At 47.7% G+C, this 22,201-nt stretch carries 22 protein-coding genes and 1 riboswitch; of the genes, 6 read left to right on the forward strand and 16 right to left on the reverse strand.

Annotation, left to right across the window (positions count from 1 at the left end):
* The 9 genes from citZ to ACRC6Q_RS17120 all read right to left on the reverse strand — a co-directional run bounded on the left by citZ (position 1) and on the right by ACRC6Q_RS17120 (position 11,290).
* A complete protein-coding gene (gene citZ, locus ACRC6Q_RS17080; RefSeq protein WP_431467122.1) occupies positions 1-1,116 on the reverse strand; it encodes a citrate synthase in 1,116 nt (371 codons plus the stop codon).
* A 187-nt stretch (positions 1,117-1,303) separates the two neighbouring features.
* Complete coding sequence (locus tag ACRC6Q_RS17085) at positions 1,304-1,690, reverse strand: FxsA family protein (RefSeq protein WP_223642329.1); 387 nt, start codon at positions 1,688-1,690, stop codon at positions 1,304-1,306.
* A gap of 79 nt (positions 1,691-1,769) precedes the next feature.
* A complete protein-coding gene (gene pyk, locus ACRC6Q_RS17090) occupies positions 1,770-3,530 on the reverse strand; it encodes a pyruvate kinase (RefSeq protein WP_223642327.1) in 1,761 nt (586 codons plus the stop codon).
* 22 nt (positions 3,531-3,552) lie between these two features.
* Positions 3,553-4,512 (reverse strand): 6-phosphofructokinase, encoded by a 960-nt coding sequence (gene pfkA, locus ACRC6Q_RS17095; protein ID WP_223642325.1) that lies wholly within the window; start codon positions 4,510-4,512, stop codon positions 3,553-3,555.
* A gap of 177 nt (positions 4,513-4,689) precedes the next feature.
* Positions 4,690-5,658, reverse strand: coding sequence for an acetyl-CoA carboxylase carboxyl transferase subunit alpha (gene accA / locus ACRC6Q_RS17100; protein ID WP_431467123.1), 969 nt, complete (start codon positions 5,656-5,658; stop codon positions 4,690-4,692).
* A complete protein-coding gene (accD, locus tag ACRC6Q_RS17105; protein WP_223642314.1) occupies positions 5,651-6,523 on the reverse strand; it encodes an acetyl-CoA carboxylase, carboxyltransferase subunit beta in 873 nt (290 codons plus the stop codon). Before accD ends, accA begins: the two co-directional genes overlap by 8 nt.
* Positions 6,507-7,157, reverse strand: a complete 651-nt coding sequence (locus tag ACRC6Q_RS17110; protein WP_223642312.1) for a FadR/GntR family transcriptional regulator — start codon at positions 7,155-7,157, stop codon at positions 6,507-6,509. The genes accD and ACRC6Q_RS17110 overlap by 17 nt, the downstream gene beginning before the upstream one ends.
* A 113-nt stretch (positions 7,158-7,270) precedes the next feature.
* Positions 7,271-10,327, reverse strand: a complete 3,057-nt coding sequence (gene dnaE / locus ACRC6Q_RS17115; protein ID WP_263298715.1) for a DNA polymerase III subunit alpha — start codon at positions 10,325-10,327, stop codon at positions 7,271-7,273.
* 18 nt (positions 10,328-10,345) lie between these two features.
* Positions 10,346-11,290, reverse strand: coding sequence for a DHH family phosphoesterase (locus ACRC6Q_RS17120; RefSeq protein ID WP_431467124.1), 945 nt, complete (start codon positions 11,288-11,290; stop codon positions 10,346-10,348).
* A gap of 92 nt (positions 11,291-11,382) precedes the next feature.
* Between ACRC6Q_RS17120 and ACRC6Q_RS17125 the strand changes: the two genes are divergently transcribed.
* Positions 11,383-11,688 (forward strand): YtpI family protein, encoded by a 306-nt coding sequence (locus ACRC6Q_RS17125; RefSeq protein ID WP_223642293.1) that lies wholly within the window; start codon positions 11,383-11,385, stop codon positions 11,686-11,688.
* A gap of 104 nt (positions 11,689-11,792) precedes the next feature.
* Here ACRC6Q_RS17125 and ACRC6Q_RS17130 read toward each other — a convergent pair whose 3' ends face one another.
* Both ACRC6Q_RS17130 and ACRC6Q_RS17135 read right to left on the reverse strand, forming a co-directional pair.
* Positions 11,793-13,100 (reverse strand): DRTGG domain-containing protein, encoded by a 1,308-nt coding sequence (locus tag ACRC6Q_RS17130; protein ID WP_223642291.1) that lies wholly within the window; start codon positions 13,098-13,100, stop codon positions 11,793-11,795.
* A gap of 504 nt (positions 13,101-13,604) precedes the next feature.
* The gene (locus ACRC6Q_RS17135; protein WP_431467125.1) at positions 13,605-14,285 is read right to left on the reverse strand and encodes a metal-dependent hydrolase; all 681 of its coding nucleotides are present in this window, start codon (positions 14,283-14,285) and stop codon (positions 13,605-13,607) included.
* A gap of 259 nt (positions 14,286-14,544) precedes the next feature.
* On the opposite strand from ACRC6Q_RS17135, the gene ACRC6Q_RS17140 reads away from it, so the two are divergent.
* Complete coding sequence (locus tag ACRC6Q_RS17140; RefSeq protein WP_223642280.1) at positions 14,545-15,642, forward strand: M24 family metallopeptidase; 1,098 nt, start codon at positions 14,545-14,547, stop codon at positions 15,640-15,642.
* A gap of 45 nt (positions 15,643-15,687) precedes the next feature.
* Here the strand turns inward: ACRC6Q_RS17140 and ald are convergent, their stop codons facing one another.
* Complete coding sequence (ald, locus tag ACRC6Q_RS17145) at positions 15,688-16,803, reverse strand: alanine dehydrogenase (RefSeq protein ID WP_223642278.1); 1,116 nt, start codon at positions 16,801-16,803, stop codon at positions 15,688-15,690.
* Between the two features lie 252 nt (positions 16,804-17,055).
* Between ald and ACRC6Q_RS17150 the strand changes: the two genes are divergently transcribed.
* The gene (locus ACRC6Q_RS17150; protein WP_223642269.1) at positions 17,056-17,562 is read left to right on the forward strand and encodes a universal stress protein; all 507 of its coding nucleotides are present in this window, start codon (positions 17,056-17,058) and stop codon (positions 17,560-17,562) included.
* A 48-nt stretch (positions 17,563-17,610) separates the two neighbouring features.
* Here ACRC6Q_RS17150 and ACRC6Q_RS17155 read toward each other — a convergent pair whose 3' ends face one another.
* The gene (locus ACRC6Q_RS17155; RefSeq protein ID WP_223642267.1) at positions 17,611-18,552 is read right to left on the reverse strand and encodes an NADP-dependent oxidoreductase; all 942 of its coding nucleotides are present in this window, start codon (positions 18,550-18,552) and stop codon (positions 17,611-17,613) included.
* A gap of 92 nt (positions 18,553-18,644) precedes the next feature.
* Positions 18,645-19,052 carry a DUF4362 domain-containing protein gene (locus tag ACRC6Q_RS17160; RefSeq protein ID WP_431467126.1) on the reverse strand — a complete coding sequence of 136 codons (408 nt, stop codon included), beginning with the start codon at positions 19,050-19,052 and terminating at the stop codon, positions 18,645-18,647.
* A gap of 141 nt (positions 19,053-19,193) precedes the next feature.
* Positions 19,194-19,237, forward strand: a riboswitch (PreQ1 riboswitch).
* Between the two features lie 6 nt (positions 19,238-19,243).
* Here ACRC6Q_RS17160 and queC point away from each other — a divergent pair.
* From queC to queE, 3 genes are read left to right on the forward strand one after another with little or no spacing between them, the layout of a single operon-like run.
* A complete protein-coding gene (gene queC / locus ACRC6Q_RS17165) occupies positions 19,244-19,909 on the forward strand; it encodes a 7-cyano-7-deazaguanine synthase QueC (RefSeq protein WP_431467127.1) in 666 nt (221 codons plus the stop codon).
* On the forward strand, positions 19,906-20,328 hold the full coding sequence (gene queD, locus ACRC6Q_RS17170; protein WP_223642261.1) for a 6-carboxytetrahydropterin synthase QueD: 423 nt from the start codon (positions 19,906-19,908) through the stop codon (positions 20,326-20,328). Before queC ends, queD begins: the two co-directional genes overlap by 4 nt.
* Entirely contained in the window at positions 20,325-21,035 is a 711-nt protein-coding gene (queE, locus tag ACRC6Q_RS17175; protein ID WP_431467128.1) for a 7-carboxy-7-deazaguanine synthase QueE, read from the forward strand. The genes queD and queE overlap by 4 nt, the downstream gene beginning before the upstream one ends.
* A 134-nt stretch (positions 21,036-21,169) precedes the next feature.
* Here the strand turns inward: queE and ACRC6Q_RS17180 are convergent, their stop codons facing one another.
* On the reverse strand, positions 21,170-21,511 hold the full coding sequence (locus ACRC6Q_RS17180) for a zinc ribbon domain-containing protein YjdM (RefSeq protein ID WP_223642251.1): 342 nt from the start codon (positions 21,509-21,511) through the stop codon (positions 21,170-21,172).
* Positions 21,512-21,605: 94 nt separating this feature from the next.
* Positions 21,606-22,025 carry a universal stress protein gene (locus tag ACRC6Q_RS17185; RefSeq protein ID WP_223642249.1) on the reverse strand — a complete coding sequence of 140 codons (420 nt, stop codon included), beginning with the start codon at positions 22,023-22,025 and terminating at the stop codon, positions 21,606-21,608.
* Between the last annotated feature and the right edge of the window lie 176 nt (positions 22,026-22,201).

Consider the following 22,201-nt stretch of genomic DNA (forward strand, 5'->3'; position numbering starts at 1 on the left):
TTATCTTTCTTCAACCGGCACATACGTCTGCATGCCAGGCCCGATGTATTCCGCGCGCGGGCGGATCAGGCGGTTGTCTGCGTACTGCTCAAGGATATGCGCCAGCCAGCCGGATGTGCGGGAAACCGCAAAGATCGGCGTGAACAGGTCATGTTCGATGTTCAGGCTGTGGTAGACCGAAGCCGAGTAGAAATCCACGTTCGGCGGAAGGTTTTTCTGGCCTGTGACGATGTCGTCGATTTTCACCGACATGTCGTACCATTTTTCTTCGCCGCGGATCTTCGTCAGTTTCTGGGACATTTCACGCAGATGCTTCGCACGCGGGTCGCCCTTGCGGTAGACGCGGTGGCCGAAGCCCATGATTTTCTCTTTGTTCGCCAATTTTTCGGTGATGACCTTCTCTACGTTGTCGACCGAGCCGATTTCCGTGAGCATCTTCATCACTTGTTCGTTGGCGCCGCCGTGAAGCGGGCCTTTCAATGCGCCGATGGCCGCTGTCACGCCGGAATAGACGTCAGACAGCGTCGCCACTGCGACACGCGCCGTGAACGTCGAAGCGTTCAATTCGTGGTCGGCGTGGAGCACAAGGGCTTTGTTGAAGGCTTCCTCTTCGATCGCTTCCGGCAATTCGCCGGACAGCATGTACAGGAAGTTGGCTGCGAAGCTCAGGTCCGTTTTCGGTGCGACCGGTTCCTGGCCGTTGCGGATGCGGCCGAAGGCCGTCACCAGCGTCGAAATCTTCGCCTGGATTTTGATGGCTTTGTTGTAATTCGCTTCCGGTTCCATCACTTCCGCCTGTTCGTCGAACAAGCCGAGCATGGACACCGCGGTGCGAAGAGCCGCCATCGGGTGGACGTTCTTGATGTCATATGTCTTGAAATGATCCAGCACAGCTTGTGGCACGGCCATGTTGTCCGCCAATTGCTGCTTCAGTTCCGCCAGTTCATCCGCTTTTGGCAGGCGCTGGTGCCAAAGCAGGTAGATCACTTCTTCAAAGCTTGCGTTAACGGCCAAGTCATCGATATCGTAGCCGACGTATGTAAGTGTGTCATCAATGATCGAGCTGATGGCGGATTGGGTTGCTACTACACCTTCTAAACCTTTTGACGATGTCATTTAAATCGCTCCTTCTTCAGTCTAATTCATCATTCCAAAAAAAAATGCAGAATGATGTCTCATCTGCGTGTATGAACTTCTGTTTTTATTTCCTTACTTAGCCATTATAATCAACTTTGTAGAATTTGTGAATGGAAACGCTTATAGAATTTAAATTTCCTTTGAAAAACGATAGAAAAACCCGGGATTATCCTACGATAACCCGGGTATTTTTCATCTTTTTATGGATCAATCGATAAATGAATGGCTTATACATCTTCTGGGTCGGGCTAAAAAGCATGGTGAACCCTACTGCATCAGAGATAAATCCAGGTGTCAGCAGCAAAACACCGCCCACCAGAATGAATGCCGCATTCAATAATTGATCTCCAGGAGCCTGAAAACTGTTCATACCTTCTTGAATGTCTTTTAATGCTTTTATGCCTTGTTTCTTGGCAAGAAAAGCCCCGATTAAACCGGTCAATACAATGATTGCCATCGTAACAAAGAATCCAAGCTTGCCTCCTGCCCAAATCAACAGGGCCAATTCAAGAGACGGTACAATAATTAACGCCAGAAAAATCCACTTCATCATTTTAACCGGCCTCCTTACTGTTTGTTATAACTTAAGAAAGTATAACTTCCAGTTCTTTCTTCATTGTCCAGACTTCTGATTATAGGACACTGGCATGGCCATGGTAAACAATGCCTGATTCCGCATCCATCGTAATATCGTAGCTGTTCTTGATCAGTGAAGTTGCTTCTTTGACACCGACGATGACCGGAATCCCAAGACTCAAGCCGACAACTGCGGCATGGCTTGTCAATCCGCCTTCTTCAGTGATGATTCCCGCGCATTTATTGATGGCTGGCATCATCTCACGGTCTGTGCCGATGGTGACGATGATCTTGCCCTCTACATCGACTGCCAATGCTTCTTCTGCATTTCTGACAACTACCGTTTCACCGAAAGCGACAGTTTTGCCGATTCCCTGGCCTTTTGCAAGGATGTCTCCGATTACGTGCACTTTCATCAGGTTGGTCGTACCCGCTTGGCCAACCGGGACGCCTGCAGTGATGACAACAAGGTCTCCGTGTTTCACATAGCCATGCTTCAAGCTTTCATCCACCGCTTTTTCAAGCAGCTCATCCGTCGACTCCACTGAAGTTCCGACGATTGGTTGAACGCCCCATACCAAAGATAGCTTCCGTGCTGGCCGATCTGAAGAGGTCACCGCAATTATCGGTGCTCCCGGACGATATTTGGAAATCATCTTGGCAGTTGTGCCGCTTTCAGTCGGAGCAATGATGGCTTGAACTTTTAAGTTCAAAGCTGTATAAGCAACAGCTTGGCCAATGGCTTCTGTCATATTCGATTCTTTTTCTTTTCTTCTGGTCGAGACGATCTGCTTGTAGTTCAAAGCAGCTTCCGTCGTTTCTGCGATGCGGTGCATCGTTTCAACCGATTCGATTGGATAGAGGCCGGCTGCCGTTTCACCGGAAAGCATGATCGCATCAGTTCCGTCAAAAATCGCGTTGGCGACGTCACTTGCTTCTGCACGTGTCGGACGCGGGTTGCGCTGCATGGAATCGAGCATCTGTGTAGCGGTAATGACCGGTTTTCCGGCGCTATTGCATTTATCGATCAATGATTTTTGAACCAACGGCACTTCTTCCGCTGGAATTTCCACACCCAAATCTCCACGTGCAACCATTAAGCCATCGGAAACCATGATGATTTCATCAATATTGTCGACGCCTTCCTGGTTTTCGATTTTCGGGATGATTTGGATATGCGAGCCGCCGTTCTTTTCAAGCAGGCCGCGGATTTCCATGACATCCGAACTTCTTCTGACAAAGGAAGCCGCTACAAAGTCGACGTTCTGCTCAATGCCGAATAAAATATCCTGTGCGTCTTTTTCAGTGATTCCCGGCAATTGAACCGAAACCCCTGGTACGTTGACGCCTTTTTTAGTTTTTAGTGTTCCAGCGTTTTCAACGATTGTATGGATAATGCCATTCTCTTTGTCCAGGCTCTCAACACGCAACTCAATCAATCCGTCATCCAACAGAATGATTGATCCCGTATCAACATCTTCGATCAATTGTTCATAAGTGATCGAGAACCGTTCAGCAGTTCCCAATACTTCAGTCATGGAAACTTCGATTTTCTGGCCAGTCACCAATTCAATCGAATCGTTCTCCATTTGATGGGTCCGGATTTCCGGCCCTTTCGTATCCAGCAGGATTCCGACAATCTTATCGGCTTTTTCAGCCGCTTCACGGATGCGTTTGATGCGCAAAGCGTGTTCTTCATGATTACCGTGTGAAAAGTTTAAACGGGCGACGTTCATCCCCGCTTCGATTAAACGTTCTAATAGTTCCGGTGATTCACTTGCCGGTCCAATTGTGCAGACAATTTTTGTTTTTCTCAATAGGCTCACTCCATTTACCGTTTTAAATTGATAGTTCTTTGGATAGGGTATATAAACTCATATCAGCATTGTGCTCAGCAGTGAATGCTTCTGTCATACCATAGTCTACCACCTGATGATTCTTCATGCCAATAGCTCGCCCTCCGACACCCTCAAGCAGAACTTCCACCGCTCGGGCACCAAATAAGCTGCCCAGAACACGGTCTCGCGCTGTCGGTGAACCGCCACGCTGGATATGGCCAAGTACTGAAACACGCGTTTCAATATCCGCTTTTTCTTTGATCAGGTCGGCAAGTTCGTTGCCGCCCATGACCCCTTCAGCCACGATGATGATACTATGGCGCTTTCCGCGGTTGCGGCCTTTTTGCAGACGGTCAATAATGTCATCGATATCATAGGTGTCTTCCGGAATCAGAATGGTTTCTGCTCCACCGGCAAGGCCAGCCCATAATGCCAGATCGCCAGCGTCCCGTCCCATCACTTCCACAATGAATGTCCGCTCATGGCTTGTCGCCGTATCGCGAATTTTATCGATCGCTTCGATGACTGTATTCAATGCCGTATCAAAACCGATGGTGTAATCAGTCCCCGGAATATCGTTGTCGATGGTTCCTGGAACGCCGACACATGGAAACCCTTTTTCCGTCAAAGCCATCGCTCCGCGGTAAGATCCGTCTCCACCGATGACCACCAGTCCTTCAAGACCTTCTCTTTTCATGTTTTCAATCGCCTTTAATTGGCCTTCGTTGGTGCGGAATTCTTCGCAGCGCGCAGAGTAAAGCTTCGTGCCTCCACGCTGGATGATGTCGCCGACATCGCCTGCTTCCAGCGTTTTGATATTGCCTTCGATCAATCCCTGATACCCGGAATAAACGCCAGCCACTTCTACGCCATGAAAAATCCCTTTACGGACAACTGCCCGGACAGCCGCGTTCATGCCCGGTGAATCCCCTCCGCTTGTCAATACTCCAATTTTCTTCATAATACCCCTCCTGCAGTCCATTTACTCTGTTTACCTTACCACGCCAAAGCGCTACTGTCAGTCCTGAATAGACCCTAACTATGTTAAGATTTTGTTGCACACACCAGGGTGGTTTCAATGATTCAGTCCACTCCATTATTTTTTGAAAACAAAAAGAACCGCCGAGGCGGTCCTCCTTCACTCACTGAATACACCGATTGATTTGAATTTCCGGTACCGCTGGTCGATCAGTTCCTGACCGGTCATGCCATTCAATTCCTCGAGAGAGCGTCTGATCGCTACTGAAATGATGGAAGCCTGTCTTTTTGGATCATGGTGGGCACCGCCGCGAACTTCTGGAATCATGTGTTCAATTATTTTCATCTCCAGCAAATCTGGAGCCGTGATCTTCATTGCTTCCGCCGCTGTTTGGGCAAGAGCCGAATCCTTCCATAGAATCGAAGCTGCTCCTTCAGGAGAGATGACAGAGAATGTCGAATTCTCCAGCATCAAGATCTGATTGCCGAGACCCAGCGCCAACGCGCCGCCGCTTCCGCCTTCTCCGATGACGATGGACAGGACAGGAACTTCCAGCCCAGCCATTTCCACGAGATTCCGCGCAATCGCTTCACTTTGGCCGCGCTCTTCGGCTGCTTTACCCGGGTAGGCACCTTTTGTATCAATGAGGCAAATGATCGGGCGCTTGAATTTCTCTGCCTGCTTCATGAGCCGCAATGCTTTTCTGTAACCTTCGGGATGCGGCATGCCGAAATTCCGTCTGACATTTTCTTTCGTATCCTTGCCACGCTGATGGCCAATGATCGTGACCGGCTGGCCATGGAAAGAGCCGATTCCGCTGACAATCGCGGCGTCATCCCCGTATAGGCGATCTCCGTGCAATTCAATGAAATCATTGAAAATCATCGGAATGTAATCGAGCGTTGTCGGCCGCTCCGGGTGGCGGGCTACTTGTACGCGATCCCAAGGCTTCATGTTCTCGTATATTTCTTCTTCAAGTTTGGAGAACCGGTCTTCCAACGACTTGATTTCGGAATTCAAATCCACTTCTGCAGTTGCTGTATATTCTTTCAGCTCTGAAATCTTTGTTCTCAGCTGGATGAGCGGTTCTTCAAAAGGCATCGATTTCTTTCCATTCTTCTTAGCCATTTGCAACAGCCCCTTTCGTATGGAGATGCACAATCGTCGCTAATGTCTTCTGCATGGAAGCACGATGGACGACTGCATCCAATTGGCCATGAGCCAACAGGAATTCCGCTGTCTGGAAGTCTTCCGGTAATTTCTCGCGGACCGTTTGTTCAATGACGCGTCGACCTGCGAAACCGATCAATGCTTTCGGTTCAGCGATATTGATGTCTCCTACTGATGCGAAACTTGCCGACACCCCACCTGTTGTCGGATGTGTCAGGACCGATACGAAAAGCAGGCCTTCATTGCTATGGCGCTTAAGGGCTACGCTGGTTTTCGCCATCTGCATCAAAGACAGGACACCTTCTTGCATACGTGCTCCGCCACTTGCTGTAAAAATGATGAACGGCAATTTGCGGTCAGTAGCCGCCTCAATTGCACGCGTAATCTTCTCCCCCACAACTGATCCCATTGACCCCATCCGGAAATGGGAATCCATCACAGCGAGAACGATATCCTGCCCCTGCAATTTACCGGATCCCGTCAAAACAGCTTCGTTCAAACCGGTTTTTTCGCTGTCTGCTTGAACTTTTTCCGTATAGCCAGGAAAACCGAGCGGATTCTCCGATTTTAAATGGTCATCCATCGACTCGAAGCTTCCCTCATCCAGCAGACTGTCTATGCGCTCATAAGCGGTCATCTTGAAATGATGATCACATTTCGGGCAAACTTTATTGTTTTTCTTCAACTCTTTTGTCAAAGTGATTTCCTTGCAGGAAGGACATTTGGTCATCAATCCCTCCGGAACATCTTTGGCAGATTTCGAAGGAATAGTTGCTTCTTTACTGTCTTTATTGCGTTTAAAAATATCACGAATCATTGCCATTGCGTATTCTCTCCTTTTGCAGCCATTCACTCCAAGCCTTGAACCCATGAATGGCTGTATCTGCGTCTTGTCGTTCAATTGCTGCCAATATATCGTTCATACTGCCAATTTCCTCGGATGAAACGGTCCCGTCGTATGGATTTCCGCTGTATTGCTTCAGCAAGAACCAGATTTTCAATGATAAACGGTTGCCGGACAATACCATCAGTTCCCGGACAAAGTCTTCCCGCAGAAAACTTTCATCTTCAAGACGAAGCCGCAAACTCTCCCAAACTTTCATTTGGCTGGCTGCTTCGTTTCGGCAGATTGCCTGGATGGCCGCGACCTCATGGAGCAGGCGCGTTTCCCAAACATCCTCATGTGACTGATTGTCCTGTAGAACGAAAGTTGACAGGACTTCAACTAATTTTTGGTTTCTGTGGTCAGACAGGAAAGTTCCTTCGCCTCTGCGGGTTTCAATCAACCCTAATAACTCCAAACTGCGCAGCGCTTCCCGTAAAGTCGAGCGGCCGACTTGCATGGTTTCAGCCAGTTCCCTTTCAGATGGAATCCGGTCACCCGGCTTGATTTTTTCCTGCCGAATCATATCACGAATGTCCCGTACTATATCCAAATATCGTTTCGATTGATTCATGACAGTTCCTCAGTTCCCATTTTTTTGAAAGTGGTCTGGCCACTCATATCCTATACCTTACAAAAAAAACAGTGCCACGTAAAGAAAAAACTGCTTTTCTTTTAGAAAAGCAGTCAGGTTTCGATATTTTTGCAGATAATAGCTGTTTTTTGGTTGCGATTTTCGACTACGCCCTGGATTTCAAGGATGGCATGCGGTTCCAGAAGAAGGTTGTATTTGGCATACTCCACCGGAAACAAAGTAATGGAAGCCGGACCTGTTTCATCCATCAACGTCAGAAAGGCCATCGCGTCCCCTTTCTTCGTCCGGATCCGTTTGATGTCTTCCACCATGCCCAGTACCCTCACAGATTCCCGGTCCTTTTTCGTCTTCAGCAGTTTCAGCTCAACGAAGGATTTTTGGCGCTCTTCTTTCTCGCGTTCAATCGGATGCTTGGACAAATAAAACCCAAAGACCTCTTTTTCGAAATCGAGCTTCAGACTTTCAGGCAGCTCTGCTGCTTTTGTGTATTTCGGTTTCATGAAGCTCGATCCCATATCATCAAACAATCCGGGATCTTCATTCGGCTTGACGAGCTCTGCATGCTTGATGGCGCTGTCCAGCGAAGCCAATAAAACTCCCCGGTCATAGCCGAAATCATCAAGCGCTCCTGCTTTGATCAGCGGTTCAAACGATTTCCGGTTAAAATGCAAAGCCGAAATCCTCTCGGCAATATTGAACAGGCTGGTGAACGGACCATCTTCCCGGGCACCCATCAAAGCTTTCACGGTCGTTCCCGGCACGCCTTTTACCGCGTTCAAGCCAATCCGGATCTGGCCATCTTCCACTGAAAACGAATGGCGGCTCCTTTGGACGGAAGGCGGCAGCAGCGGAATTTTCTTTTCTTTTATCTCCTGCAACAGCTGTTTGGTCTTTTCGGCATTGCCTGAGCTATTGGTCAATAGGCCTGTATAGAAGTAGACCGGATAATGGGTCTTCATATAGCTCAACTGATATGAAATGAGGCTGTAAGCGACAGCATGGCTTTTCGGAAAGCCGTAATCGGCAAAACGGACGATCAAATCATAGACTTCCGATGCCTCGGCTTCAGTAAATCCTTTGGCTTTGGCTCCGCGGGTGAAATGCGCCCGTTCTTCATCCAGAATTTCACGTTTCTTCTTGCTGACAGCACGGCGCAACAGATCGGCTTCCCCAAGCGAAAAACCGGCCATCTTCGCCGCAATGTGCATGATCTGCTCCTGGTAGACAATGACGCCATAAGTTTCACTTAAAATCGGCTCGAGAATCGGATGGACATATTTTACAGCTTCCTGTTTATGTTTCCGTCTTGCGTATAAAGGAATGAATTCCATCGGGCCTGGCCGGAACAGCGCGTTGACCGCGACAATGTCCCCAAAGGCTGTTGGTTTGATCTGCTGGAGCGCACGCCGCATGCCGTCGGACTCCAATTGAAAAACCCCGGTGGTATCACCCAAAGCCAACAACTTATAGGTGTCTGCATCCTGGAGCGGAATGCTGCGGTAGTCGACGCGTTTTTTAGTATCCCAATACACCAGACCGCGGATCTGCTCCAGGATCGTCAAATTACGCAACCCCAGAAAGTCCATCTTCAGCAGACCGATCGCTTCCAGTTCCTGCATGGGCCATTGCGTCAAATAAATGCCTTCATGGCCTTTTTCGATCGGTACATGGTCAACTAACGGCGACGGACTTAAAATCACGCCTGCTGCATGGGTGGAGGCATGGCGCGGCAGGCCCTCCAATTTCAAAGCTGTCTTGAACCAGGATTTGCGTTCTTCCCGCTCAATGATCCAATCGTTCAAAGCTGGAGACTCTTTTAAGGCAGAGCGCAGCGTCGTGCCTGGCCGGTTCGGAATCATTTTTGAAATGGCTTCAAGTTCTTCTGCTTCGAAGCCGAAAACACGGGCAGTATCCCGGGCAACTGCTTTGGCTGATAAGGTGCCGAATGTAATAATCTGCGCCGTTCGGACTGCACCGTATTTTTTCGCTACGTAGTCCACCACTTCATGACGTCTGTAATCGGCAAAATCAATGTCGATATCCGGCAGTGTAATCCGCTCCGGATTCAGGAACCGTTCAAACAGCAACCCATGTTCAATCGGATCTACATCCGTGATCTTCAATGAGTAGGCAACCAGCGAACTGGCAGAAGATCCACGGCCCGGACCTGTCAGAATATCCTGGTCTCTCGCATACTTCATGAAATCTGCAACAATCAGGAAATAATCGATAAAGCCCATCGTCCCGATCACCGACAGTTCATAATCCAGTCGTTCCTGGTAGCTTTGTGAATAGCCTGGAACCCGCTCTTCCAACCCTGATTTGCAGAGTTCTGAAATAAAAATTGCTTTATCGGTTTCTGCCGGCAACGGAAACACCGGAAGCAGTTGGCGGTCCATGGGAATCGTCACCTGGCAGCTCTTCAGCATTTGGGCCGTACGCTCCAGCCATTCCGGTTGATCGGCAAACCAGGTTTCGAACTCCTGGCGGCTTGGGACATATGCATGGGTGTGCTCAGGCTTTTTCCTTTCCGGATCATTCATCTTCAGGCCTTGGCCGATTGCGGATGCCACTTCATAGGCAAAGGCATCCTGCTGATGCAGATAACGGCTTTCATGCGATGCGATGATCGGCAGTTCTGCCTGATCACAGAGTTCGGCAAATGCCTGTTCCTGTTCAGATGAAATCCCACCAGGCCGCTCTAAACTTCCGAATGCTGCTGAACCAAACAACTCTTTTATGTATCGGAATACAGGACTGCGATCTGTCAGCAGCCATTCGGGTTTGTTTGGAACCACGCAAATCAAGCCGTTCCGATAGGCTTTCAGCCATTGTTCCGGTATCGCCTCTTTATCTCTTGTCGAAAGGGCGCTGGAAATCTTCAACAGATTCCCGTAGCCGCTATTCGACTGAGCATAGAAAACCACCGGATACTGCTGTTCTTCAAACTCGATAAATGCCGAAAGGCCGATCACCCCATGGATGCCGGCACGGCGGCACGCTTCCCAAAATGGGAGAATGCCATATAGTTTGGTGTTGACGATTGCGGCTGAAGCGGCTCCCTGCTCTTTCAAATACGGGAAAAGTTCGTCAAGGCGCACCGTGCTTTTCAGCAAATCAGCCGATGTGCTTATATGCGGATAAACCATTGACACTCTACTCCCTTCTTAGTTTGCAGCAGCACAGATTTCAGCGAGGCGCTCGATTACCCGGTCAGCTTCCTGCCAGGAATAAGCCGTTGCCCCGGAAGCCATCGGATGGCCACCGCCGCCGAATTCCTTCGCCAATGTATTGATGATTGGGCCTTTCGAACGCAGACGCACACGAATTTCCGTATCTTCTTCTATTAAAATGACCCAGGCTTTCATGCCTTTGACATTACCGAGTGAGCCCACAAGTAAAGAGGTATCGGTCGCCGTAACATCAAATTCCTTTAAAATGTCTTTGGTGATTTTGACGTGGGCAGCGCCATTTTCATCCATTTTGAAATTCTGGTACATGTATCCCTGCAAATGCAATAAGTTACGGTCCATTTCATACATGCCATTATGCAATGCATCGCGGTCGAAATCGTATTTGATGAGTTCGCCGGCAATCGCAAAGGTCTTTTGCGTTGTGCTTGGGAATAGGAAGCGACCGGTGTCACCGATAATTCCTGCATACAATAAACGCGCCGCTTTTGCAGATAAGGTCCATCCCTCGTTTTCCCGGCCATATGTATAGAGATCATAGATCAATTCAGAAGCGGAGCTGGCTGTCGTGTCGACGGATACAATATCACCGTAGACATCGTCATTGGGATGGTGGTCGATTTTGATGAGTTTAGCGCCTCTCTTATAACGCTGATCGTCGATTCGCTCGGTGTTTGCGGTATCGGTCACAATCACCAATGCCCCTTCAAAGTCCTGATCCGTTACGGTATCAGGAAAATCCAGAAAGTCCATCGTGTAATCATGTGCGCCGGCACCCAAAATACGCTTATCCGGATAATTCTGTTCCAATAGATATTTCAATCCCAACTGGGAACCATAAGCATCCGGGTCTGGCCGTACATGACGGTGAATAATGATGGTGCTGTATTGCTTAATTGTGTCGACGATTTGACTGTTCATTTCCGAGTTCCTCCATTTATAAGGAAATCCATTCGCAATTTTGCTCAGTTCTCAGTACAATGATAATGAGTTTTGGAATTCAGGAGGTCCTTATGTTAATATTCGTTGTTTTAATCATTGTATCATTTGTCATTTATTTTTATAACAAAACAAAGCAATTCCGGACACGCAGCGTCTTGCCAATCCGAAAGAAATGGTATGCCGCACGTGCGTCCATGGCTCTAGGAAGTTTTGTCACCTTTTTTGGAATCAACCAGCTGTTCGTTTTCCAATCAACAATTACGTACATCGTTTCAGCCATTTTCATCGTACTCGGCTTGGCGTTGGTATACTACAACTACAAAGCAGCAAGGCATTACCACGTATTCCTTGAAGAAGAAGCAGACTTGAACCCTTAAACGCCTTTCTTTGCACATAAGAATGCTCAAGCAGGAGCTGGACTCGTTTACCGAGTCCGGCTCCTGCCTTTTTAATGTTATCTATTGATTCCGCTTGATTTAGATTAACGATCCAATAGTTGGAAAGTCAGCATCGCCTTGCCAACGATTTCGTTTTCCAAGGAAACGTCCACTTCGACTTTTGCGGATTTTCGGCTTATGTCCAAAATATTGGGCCTGACGAACACCAGTGCATCCAATTGAACCGGTTTCAGGAAATAGATTGCAATATTTTCCAATACACTATCCTTCCGGTTTCTTGTTTTTAAGGCCGCTCCTGCCGCCTCTGTCAGAATCATTGTATATGCGCCATGGGAAATCGATCCATAGGCATTGGTCATTTGAGGCGTGACACGGAACTCCAGGATCAACTTATCGCTTGCCTGCTGGTGAAGCTGACTTTTGATGATATCGTCAATCGTTTCACCCTGTTGCGGCTGCCGTTGTGCGGTTTGTATCGCCTTCAGCACATCCTGCCTGCTGATGACCCCTTTCAGTTTGCCGTGATCATCCGCTACCGGCATTAAGTCGATGCCTTCCCAGATCATGCGGTGCCCCGCCGCCGCGACACTTGTCTGCATAGAGACGGTAATCGGATCTTTGGTCATCGCCTTTTCCACCAATTCAGTAGGCGGATGGCCAATCACATCCCGAGACGTGATGATGCCTACAAGTTTATTGGCTTGATCGACCACAGGGAATCCACCATGCGTCGTTTCTTCATTCAGGTCATGATAGCGGCTGATCGGATCTTTCAGATTCAAATGCGCCGTCACTTCCAATGGAATTAAAATATCTTCAATCAAAAGAATCTCTTTCTTGATCAACTGATCATAAATCGCCCGATTGATCATCGTCGCTACCGTAAAAGTATCGTAGCTCGTCGAAATGACCGGCAACTCAAATTCGTCCGCCAGTTTTTTGACCTGTTCGGACGCTTCAAATCCACCCGTCACCAACACAGCTGCTCCGGCACGAAGCGCGTACTCATGTGCTTTATAGCGGTTGCCGACAATCAGCAGATTGCCCGCCTCTGTATAGCGCATCATATCTTCCAGCTGCATGGCTCCGATAACGAATTTGTTGAGGGATTTATGCAACCCGGCTCTGCCGCCCAATACCTGACCATCGACGATATTGACGATTTCCGCGTAAGTCAGACGTTCGATATTCTCTTTTTTCTTACGTTCAATCCGGATCGTCCCGACACGTTCAATCGTCGACACCAAGCGTTTGGTTTCCGCTTCTTTAATCGCACGGTAAGCAGTACCTTCACTCACCTGCAGATCTTTCGCAATGCGCCGCACCGAAATTTTCTCGCCCACTGCCAAAGTCTCAATATAATCCAATATCTGTTCATGTTTAGTCGCCATGATTTCACCCATTCTTTCTACGTTCCTGTACATTCTAGTGTAGCATAATTACAAGAAATGTGGAGACGGGCGTTCTGGTCCGACAGGCGTAAGACGCTCTGGCGAAGCGGCGTTTCTTCAGCCGCACAGTCAGAGTGGCTTACGTCCCGAGGAACAGCCCGTCGCAACTGGACAATTAAAAATGTGGAGGTGGCCGTTCAGTTCCGACAGGCATAAGGCGAATCGGCGAAGTGGCGCTCTTTGCCGCACAGCCGAGTTGACTTATGTCCCGAGGAATTGGCCACCGCAACTGGACAATACGAAAAGTGGAGACGGGCGTTCTGGTCCGACAGGCGTAAGCCACTTTGGCGAAGCGGCGTTTTTTCAGTCGCACAGCCAGAGTGGCTTACGTCCCGAGGAACAGCCCGTCGCAACTGGACAACTAGAAATGTGGAGACGCACAATAAAACTCACTCTAGAAAACACAAAACCCGAAAAGCCTCGACTCTTCGGGTTTTCTGCCTATTATAATTCGATGCTGCCACCTGGCTGCAGGATGTTCACTTCTGCGCCTTTAATCATTGATTTGAAATGCTCAGGATCCTGCTTGATCGGCGGGAAGGTATTGTAATGGATCGGCACAACCACTTTCGGCTTCAATAATTCCACCGCGTAAGCCGCATCTTCCGGTCCCATTGTGAAAAAGTCGCCGATTGGCACAAATGCCACATCGATATCGTTGCGTTCCCCGATGATCTGCATGTCACCGAAGACTTCAGTGTCACCGGCATGGTAAATCGTTTTGCCTTCCGCTTTAAAGAGGATTCCTGCTGGCATGCCGCCATATACCACTTCGCCTTCTTCAGTCGTATAAGAAGAACTATGGAAAGCTTTTGTGAACTTCACTACACCAAAATCGAATTCATGGGCCCCGCCCAGATTCATACCGGTTGCATTCAATCCCTGGCTGCCCAAATAATTGGCAAGTTCGACCGGAGCCACTACTTGTGCATTATTGCTCTTTGCCAATTCAACCGTGTCACCGACATGGTCGTTATGGGCATGTGTCAATAGAATGGCAGTAGGCTTTTCATCGGCAACTTTTAAATCTGTCAATTCGTTGCCGTTGATGAACGGATCAATGAGAATCGTGTGTTCTCCAGTTTTGATTTTTACAATTGAATGTCCGTGATACGAGATGTGCATGAAATCCCTCCAATGATTTTTTTAACGATCGATGAAGAAAATGAATTATTCCTTCCTATCTCTATAATAGCAAGCTTGAAGAAATCACTGCAGGCAAGAGTTTGGCTGAATACCGTTAGAAATATGCTTCAGCTATGAAATGACGGTGTCAGCGCAATTTCCTTTATCCACTGGAAGTGATGAAGCTTACTAATTCAACTCACATAGCTGTTTTATACCCTGATTTTTGATATGCTACACATGTAGAGGAGGAATACATATGACCAAAATCAAGCAATTACAGAATTATTTGAAGGAACAATCGATTGATGCAGCGTTCATCACAGATCCCTTTAACGTCTTTTACGTGAGCGGTTTCCAGAGCAATCCGCATGAGCGCCTGTTGGGTGTCATGGTTTTCGCTGAAGCTGAGCCGTTCCTGATCTGTCCGAAAATGGAAATGCCGGATGCAAAGAATGCCGGATGGACCGGCGAAATCGTCGGCCATGAAGACACGCAAAATTCCATGGAGATCTTATACAACACTGCCCAGTCCCGCGGAATTGAATTGAGCACCATGGCAATCGAAAAAGCGCATATGACGGTGGACCGTTACGACGCCATCCTATCATTGTTCAGCTCACTGAAAATTGTCCAGTTGGATGATCAGCTGAATGCGATGCGCGTCATCAAGGACGATGCCGAATTGGAGATTTTGCGTGAAGCGGCGGCATTGGCTGATTACGCCATTGAAGTTGCGGCCAAAACAATCAAAGAAGGCATCACGGAAATTGAAGTGATGACGGAAATCGAATTGGCCTTGAAAAAACGCGGCGTCACCCATATGTCGTTCGATACGACCGTGTTGACAGGAGATAAAGCTGCCTCACCGCATGGCAAAACCGGGGACCGCAAATTGCAGAATGGCGATTTGGTTTTATTCGACCTCGGCGTTGTCCATAAGGGCTATTGCTCAGACATCACCCGCACATTGGCGCTCGGCGAACCCGGCGAAGAACAGAAAGCCGTCTACGATATCGTCTTACAGGCTGAAACGGCAGCACTCGAAGCAGTCAAGCCTGGCGTTACGGCAGCTGAACTCGATCAGATTTCACGCAAAGTCATTGCCGATGCAGGATATGGCGAGTACTTCACACACCGCCTGGGTCATGGTCTCGGTATTTCTGTGCATGAGTTCCCTTCAATCCATGGCGCCAATCCGATGAAGATGGAAAAAGGAATGGTCTTCACTTTGGAGCCCGGCATTTATGTTCCTGGAAAAGTCGGCGTCCGCATCGAGGATGACGTAGCAGTAACTGACAACGGCTATGAAGTTTTGACGAAGTTCCCGAAAGAACTTCAGATCATCAACAATTAATAGCAAAAGCGGCATCGGAAAAATCCGATGCCGCTTTTTTGTTTATCAGCCCAATATGTCGTCGACTGATTTGTATTCCAGTCCCTGGTCGACGGCCACTGCCTGATAGGTGACATGGCCGCTTAAGGTATTGACTCCTTTTTTCAAAGCTTCATTGGCAAGGACTGCCTGTGCAAATCCTTTATTGGCAATCTGCACGGCATAAGGCACAGTCACATTCGTCAAACCGATAGTGGATGTCCGCGGAACCGCTCCCGGCATATTCGCTACGGCGTAATGGACAACTCCATGCTTCACGTATGTCGGCTCATCATGCGTCGTGATGCGGTCGCTGGTTTCAAAAATCCCGCCTTGGTCAATCGCGATATCCACTACGACAGAGCCCGGCTTCATGGATTTGATCATGTCTTCCGTCACCAACTTCGGTGCTTTAGCTCCGGGAATTAAAACCGCTCCAATGACCAGATCCGCATTCTTTACAGATTCTGCTATATTCAAGGGATTGGACATCAACGTTTGGACATCCTGCCCGAACTGGTCATCCAATTGGCGCAGCCGATCCGGATTCAAATCCAGAATCGTCACATTGGCACCCATGCCAATTGCCACTTTTGCAGCATTGGTGCCCGCCACTCCAGCTCCGATAATGGTCACATTTCCGCGTCCGACCCCTGGAATTCCACCAAGCAGAACCCCTGCTCCACCGTGTATCTTCTCAAGGAATTGGGCTCCGATCTGTGTCGACATCCGACCGGCCACTTCGCTCATTGGCGTCAGGAGTGGCAAGGAACTATTAGGCAATTGCACAGTTTCGTATGCGATTCCTGTCACTTTCGCATCCAACAGCGCCTGCGTCAATTCCTTTTCAGGAGCTAAATGCAGATAGGTGAACAGGATCAGCCCTTCCCGGAAGTAACGATATTCATCTGCTTCGGGTTCTTTGACCTTCATGACCATTTCCTGCGCCCACGCCTCATCGGCGGACTCAACGATGACTGCTCCAGCAGCACTGAAATCTTCATCTGTAAATCCTGAACCCAGCCCGGCTCCCGATTGTATAAATACCTCATGTCCATAAAGCTTTAAGTTGACCACTCCAGCTGGAGTCATCGCTATTCGGTTTTCGTTGTTTTTCACTTCTGTCGGTATACCAATTCGCATCTCGAAACCCTCCATTTTGTGTTGGTTGGAATCATTTTCTGGGAATTGAAGTTTTCTGAAATTACTATCATTTTAACAGACTGGACCAGTTTCTGCCCTCATTTCATACTTTTCTCCTCTTCTCAGTCTAGTTTGACGGGAGAATAGTCGCCATTAATTAGACAAAAAATTCTTGAAATTAACTTCAATTCAGCAGGAACTTCAAAACTTATAGCGAATGGTTACAGTGAGAGACAAAAGGAGGAATTTAAGATGACATTAAAGTACAGTCAAATTCTTGTTGCAGTAGATGGATCAAAAGAAGCAGAATGGGCATTCAAAAAATCAGTCGGCATTGCCCAACGGAACAACGCAACATTAAACTTGGTAAATGTAATCGATACCCGTTCATTTGCAGCAATCGAAGCTTATGATCGCTCCATTGCTGACCGCGCTCAGAAATTCGCAGAAGATTTATTGGATGAATACAAAAAAGAAGCTTTAGCCGGCGGTGTTGAAAAAGTGAACATCGTAGTCGATTACGGTTCTCCAAAAACGATGATTTCAAGAGATTTAGCTCAAAAAGTGGAAGCTGACCTTATTATCTGTGGTGCTACTGGATTGAATGCTGTTGAACGTTTCTTGATCGGCAGTGTTTCCGAGCACATCGTCCGTTCCGCAAAATGTGATGTGTTGGTGGTACGTACTGAAGAAGCTCAGAACGATGCACCGAAAGAATATTATTCTGAAGACAAATCAGGCAAACCTGAAAATTTCTAAACCAACTAAACAAAAGCCCTTCACATTCGTGAAAGGCTTTTTTACATATCAGGAAGATTTTACTTTAATGACGATTTTTCCACGTGCATGATGGGATTCACTTAGTTCGTGGGCATCTTTCAACCCCTGTTCGGTAAAATCAAAAACATGGCCGATTGAAGGCTTAAATTCACCTGATACATAGAGATTAGCCAGCTTTTGCAATTGTTCACCGCTGGGCTCGAGCCAAAAATCACTGGCCGTCACGCCATGCTCTTCAGCCTTTTCAGCAGAAGGCTGACCGGCAATCGAAATCAATTTCCCGCCTTTTTTCAGGACTTTAAAACTTTTTTCCAGAATTTCTCCACCCATGGTATCCAATACCGCATCAAAATCCTCCAGCAATTCGCTGAATTCCTCTTCCCGGTAATTGATGACCCGGTTGGCTCCGAGAGATTTCACCAGTTCATCATTTTTATCGCTCGCCGTGGTTGCTACATAAGCTCCAATGCTGTTCGCAATCTGTATGGCCATACTGCCGACTCCACCTGCTCCGGCGTGAATCAACACTTTGTCGCCTTTTTTCAATTCTGCAAAGTCAACAAGGCATTGATAAGCAGTCAACCCAGTCAGTGGAATTGCTGCGCCTTCTTCGTAAGACATGCTCTCCGGCATATGGGCAAGCAGGTTTTCTTCAACCGGAACAAATTCAGCATACGTTCCTTGCCGTGTTGTAGCCGGTCTTGTAAAGACCCGGTCTCCTACACTGAAGTTCTTCACCTTGGCGCCGACTTCGGCAATGACCCCTGCTGCATCCCATCCTAAAATAATCGGGAATTCCCATGGCAGCATCTCTTTCAGGTAGCCTTCACGCAATTTCCAGTCGATCGGGTTTATGGAAGTCGCGTGGATTTCAACCAGCACCTGATTTTCATTGATGGTCGGCTTTTCCACTTCCCGTTCTTTCAATTGTTCACTGCCTCCGTAATTATCGATGACTATCGCTTTCATCTGACATCTCCCCTTCCGTTATTATCAAATATACCCTTATCTCCAAATAGTACTCATCAAAAAAACTGGAGATGTCTGGAGAATAAAACAATTTATTCCGTTTCCATTAAGATGGTATTCATTCCATCTTCAGGATCACAGCCTTCCAGCACATAAACCAGTTCCGTTTCAGAAGTTAATAGGATGATTGAATTGCATTGTCTGGTTATTACTTCTCCTGAACCGAATTCGTCTTCTCTGGAATCCTCCACTGATTCAATCTCATTGCCATTGTATGTCAGATCCTGATAGATCGGATCCCCTTCTGTTGTGTAGGTAATCACCCTAACCGCATCCTCTTCTCCACTTACCGTATTTTCATAGAACTGGTATAAGCGATCTCCATTTGTCACATCTCCATGTGTGTTTTCAATAATGTCCGCTTCATCAAAGGATTTCCGGTCGCATGCAACTCCCATCAACAGCAACATCGATACCAGTACTGCCAGGATTTTTTTCATCTCCACACCTCCCGTTGCAGATTAGACGCTTTTGTCGTAGAAAGATTACAGAATGCCCGTTGCTCGGTGCCCTGGTTCTTCAGTCTTGCGGAAGCCAAGTGCTCCCTTTACGGTCCAATATGTTATCATTAATGCTGTTCGCTAAAAGAGGTTCGCAAACTCCCTCTCTAAAAAACTAAGGAGTGTTTCAGATGAAAAATGAAAAAGCAGTTGTCGTCTTCAGTGGCGGCCAAGACAGTACCACTTGCCTGTTTTGGGCAATCAAGAACTTCAAGGAAGTTGCAACCGTAACGTTCGATTATGGCCAGCGCCATTTAGCTGAAATCGAATGTGCCCGGAAAATCGCTGACGAACTTGGCGTTTCCTTCAAAGTATTGGATATGACTTTGATCAATCAATTATCCGCTAACGCTTTAACGCGCGATGACATCGAAGTCACAGCAGAAGAAGGCGAATTGCCTTCCACGTTTGTGCCTGGCAGAAATCATCTGTTTCTGTCTTTTGCGGCCGTTTATGCAGATGCCATCGGTTCGCGGCATTTGATCACCGGTGTCAGCCAAACGGATTTCAGTGGCTATCCCGATTGCCGCGACACCTTTATCCGGTCATTGAATGTTACTTTGAACTTGGCGATGGATAAGCAATTCATCATCCACACGCCGTTGATGTGGCTGGACAAGTCCGATGTTTGGGAGCTTTCTGATACCTTGGATGCCCTCGATTTCGTCCAGGAAAAAACCTTGACTTGCTATAATGGCATTCCGAGTACTGGATGCGGTGAATGTCCCGCCTGCATCTTACGCAATGAAGGACTAGCCCGCTACCAAACGAAAAAAATGGCAGGTGCTGTTAAGTGATGCAGCAATTTTATCCACAAGCCAGCCATGATTACCAATTCGAGCTCAATAAAGACCTGCATTTTTCTGCAGCTCACTTTATTCCAAGCGAGGATGCCGGAAAATGCCGGATGATGCACGGCCACACCTACCATCTCAACATCACCATTGCCGGAAATGAGCTCGATGCGACCGGATTCCTGATTGATTTCAAATTAGTGAAAGAATTGATCCATAAGAAATACGACCATAGTGTCCTGAACGACCATCCGGAGTTCAGGACTAAATTTCCGACCACGGAGCTTCTTGCCCAACAGGTTTGGCTGTCGATCCAAGAAGTATTGAAAACGAGAAGCAATCAGCCAAATTGCCTGCAGGTCATCGTTCGCGAAACACCGACAAGCTATGTGGTCTACCGTCCGCGCAAGGGGGACTTATGATGAAAATTCCCGTAATGGAAATCTTCGGTCCCACTATTCAAGGAGAAGGCATGGTCATGGGCCAAAAAACCATGTTCGTGCGCACTGCCGGATGCGATTATTCCTGTTCCTGGTGTGATTCGAAATTCACCTGGGACGGGACAGGCACCAGCATCTCCAAACAGCCCGCAGAAATTGTCGAAGAATTGATCCAAATCGGCGGCGAGGCGTTTTCCCACGTCACCATCTCCGGCGGCAATCCGGCTCTCCATAAAGGCATCGGTGAATTGGTCGAGCTGTGCCACGAGCAGGGCTGGAAAGTTGCTGTTGAAACACAAGCGTCCATTTGGCAGGATTGGCTGATCGACATCGACGACATTACTTTATCGCCGAAGCCACCCAGCTCTGGCATGAAGACGGATTTCTCAAAGCTTGATTTCTATATGGAGAATCTGCAAAATGCCAATGTCAGCCTGAAAGTCGTTATTTTCGACCAGAATGATTTCGCCTATGCAGAAAGTCTCCATCAACGTTATCCAGCTGTCCCATTCTTCCTGCAGACCGGCAATGACGACACCGCCACTACGGATAACGCGCAATTAGTAACTGATTTGCTCCAGCGGTATGAGCAATTGATCGACTACCATGTGCGTTCGCCGATCATGAACGATGCGAAGGTTTTGCCGCAATTGCACACCCTCGTTTGGGGCAATAAACGCGGCGTTTAATTTAATAGTTGATTGCTTCTTCTTTCATCTGTTGAAAGAAGAACTATACATCCACGTTTCAAATTGAGCCAGTCAGGATAAATGGAAAGACCCCAGCCAAACTTTTCACTAAGTTTTGGTGGGGTCTTTTCATGCTACGCTTTTTTGACAAATTCAGACTTCAGTTTCATTGCGCCAAAGCCATCAATCTTGCAGTCGATGTTATGGTCGCCTTCAACCAGGCGGATGCTTTTCACTTTCGTACCGATCTTCAATGTCGAGGAACTGCCTTTGACTTTCAAATCTTTGCTGACAGTGACGGCATCTCCATCCTTCAATGGCGTGCCATTTGCATCTTTGACAAGCTGTTTTTCTTCAGTATTTTCCTTGTCAGCAATCAGGCTCCACTCGTGGGCACATTCCGGACACACCAGCAGACTGCCATCTTCATAAGTATATTCAGAATTGCACTCAGGACAATTCGGCAAAGTTTTCATTTGTTTTCCTCCAGCAGATCTTATGCTCTATTGAGCAATCGGCAGACCGGTCTTTTTTTCCAGTATACCAGAACCAGCTGTTGTCCGGCAGTCATTATTTGACGATCAGCACTGGGCAACGGACCTGATTGACGACTTTATGGCTGACACTGCCCAACACCATTTCAGATATTGGATTCAACCCTCTGCTGCCGATGACCACCAAATCAAAATTCCCGTCGTTCGCCACTTCAATGATGACCGGCGCCGGCCGCCCATGCATAACCTTTGTTTCGTAAAAGACTTTTTCGCGGTCTAAAGCTTCTCTGACAGGTTGGGTTTTTTTCTTCCGGGATAATTCAAACTCTATCGAGCCCCCGTCATGAAATTTTTCATTGCTGTCTTCATCGAAATCGGAAACGTAAAGAACGGTCACTTCCACGCCTTTTATCAAAGACGCCAGTTGTGCGGCTTGTTTGCCTGCCCGCATCGAATTCTCTGAACCGTCTACGGCCACTAAAATCTTTCGATACATATGATCCACTCCTTCGACTGTTTTTTCCGCTCCATGGCGAAAAGTCTTCCATACTTAATACTATTCGACTTTTCTGTCAATTACCCTTTATCTAAATAAGCCGGACTATTGATCTTTCCCTCCCGAAGTTCGATAGCCAAGTCTTTGCGGTGCAGCTAAGGGAAAAGGGATGTATA

This window comes from Planococcus sp. SE5232, from assembly GCF_050686535.1.
GTDB lineage: Bacteria > Bacillota > Bacilli > Bacillales_A > Planococcaceae > Planococcus.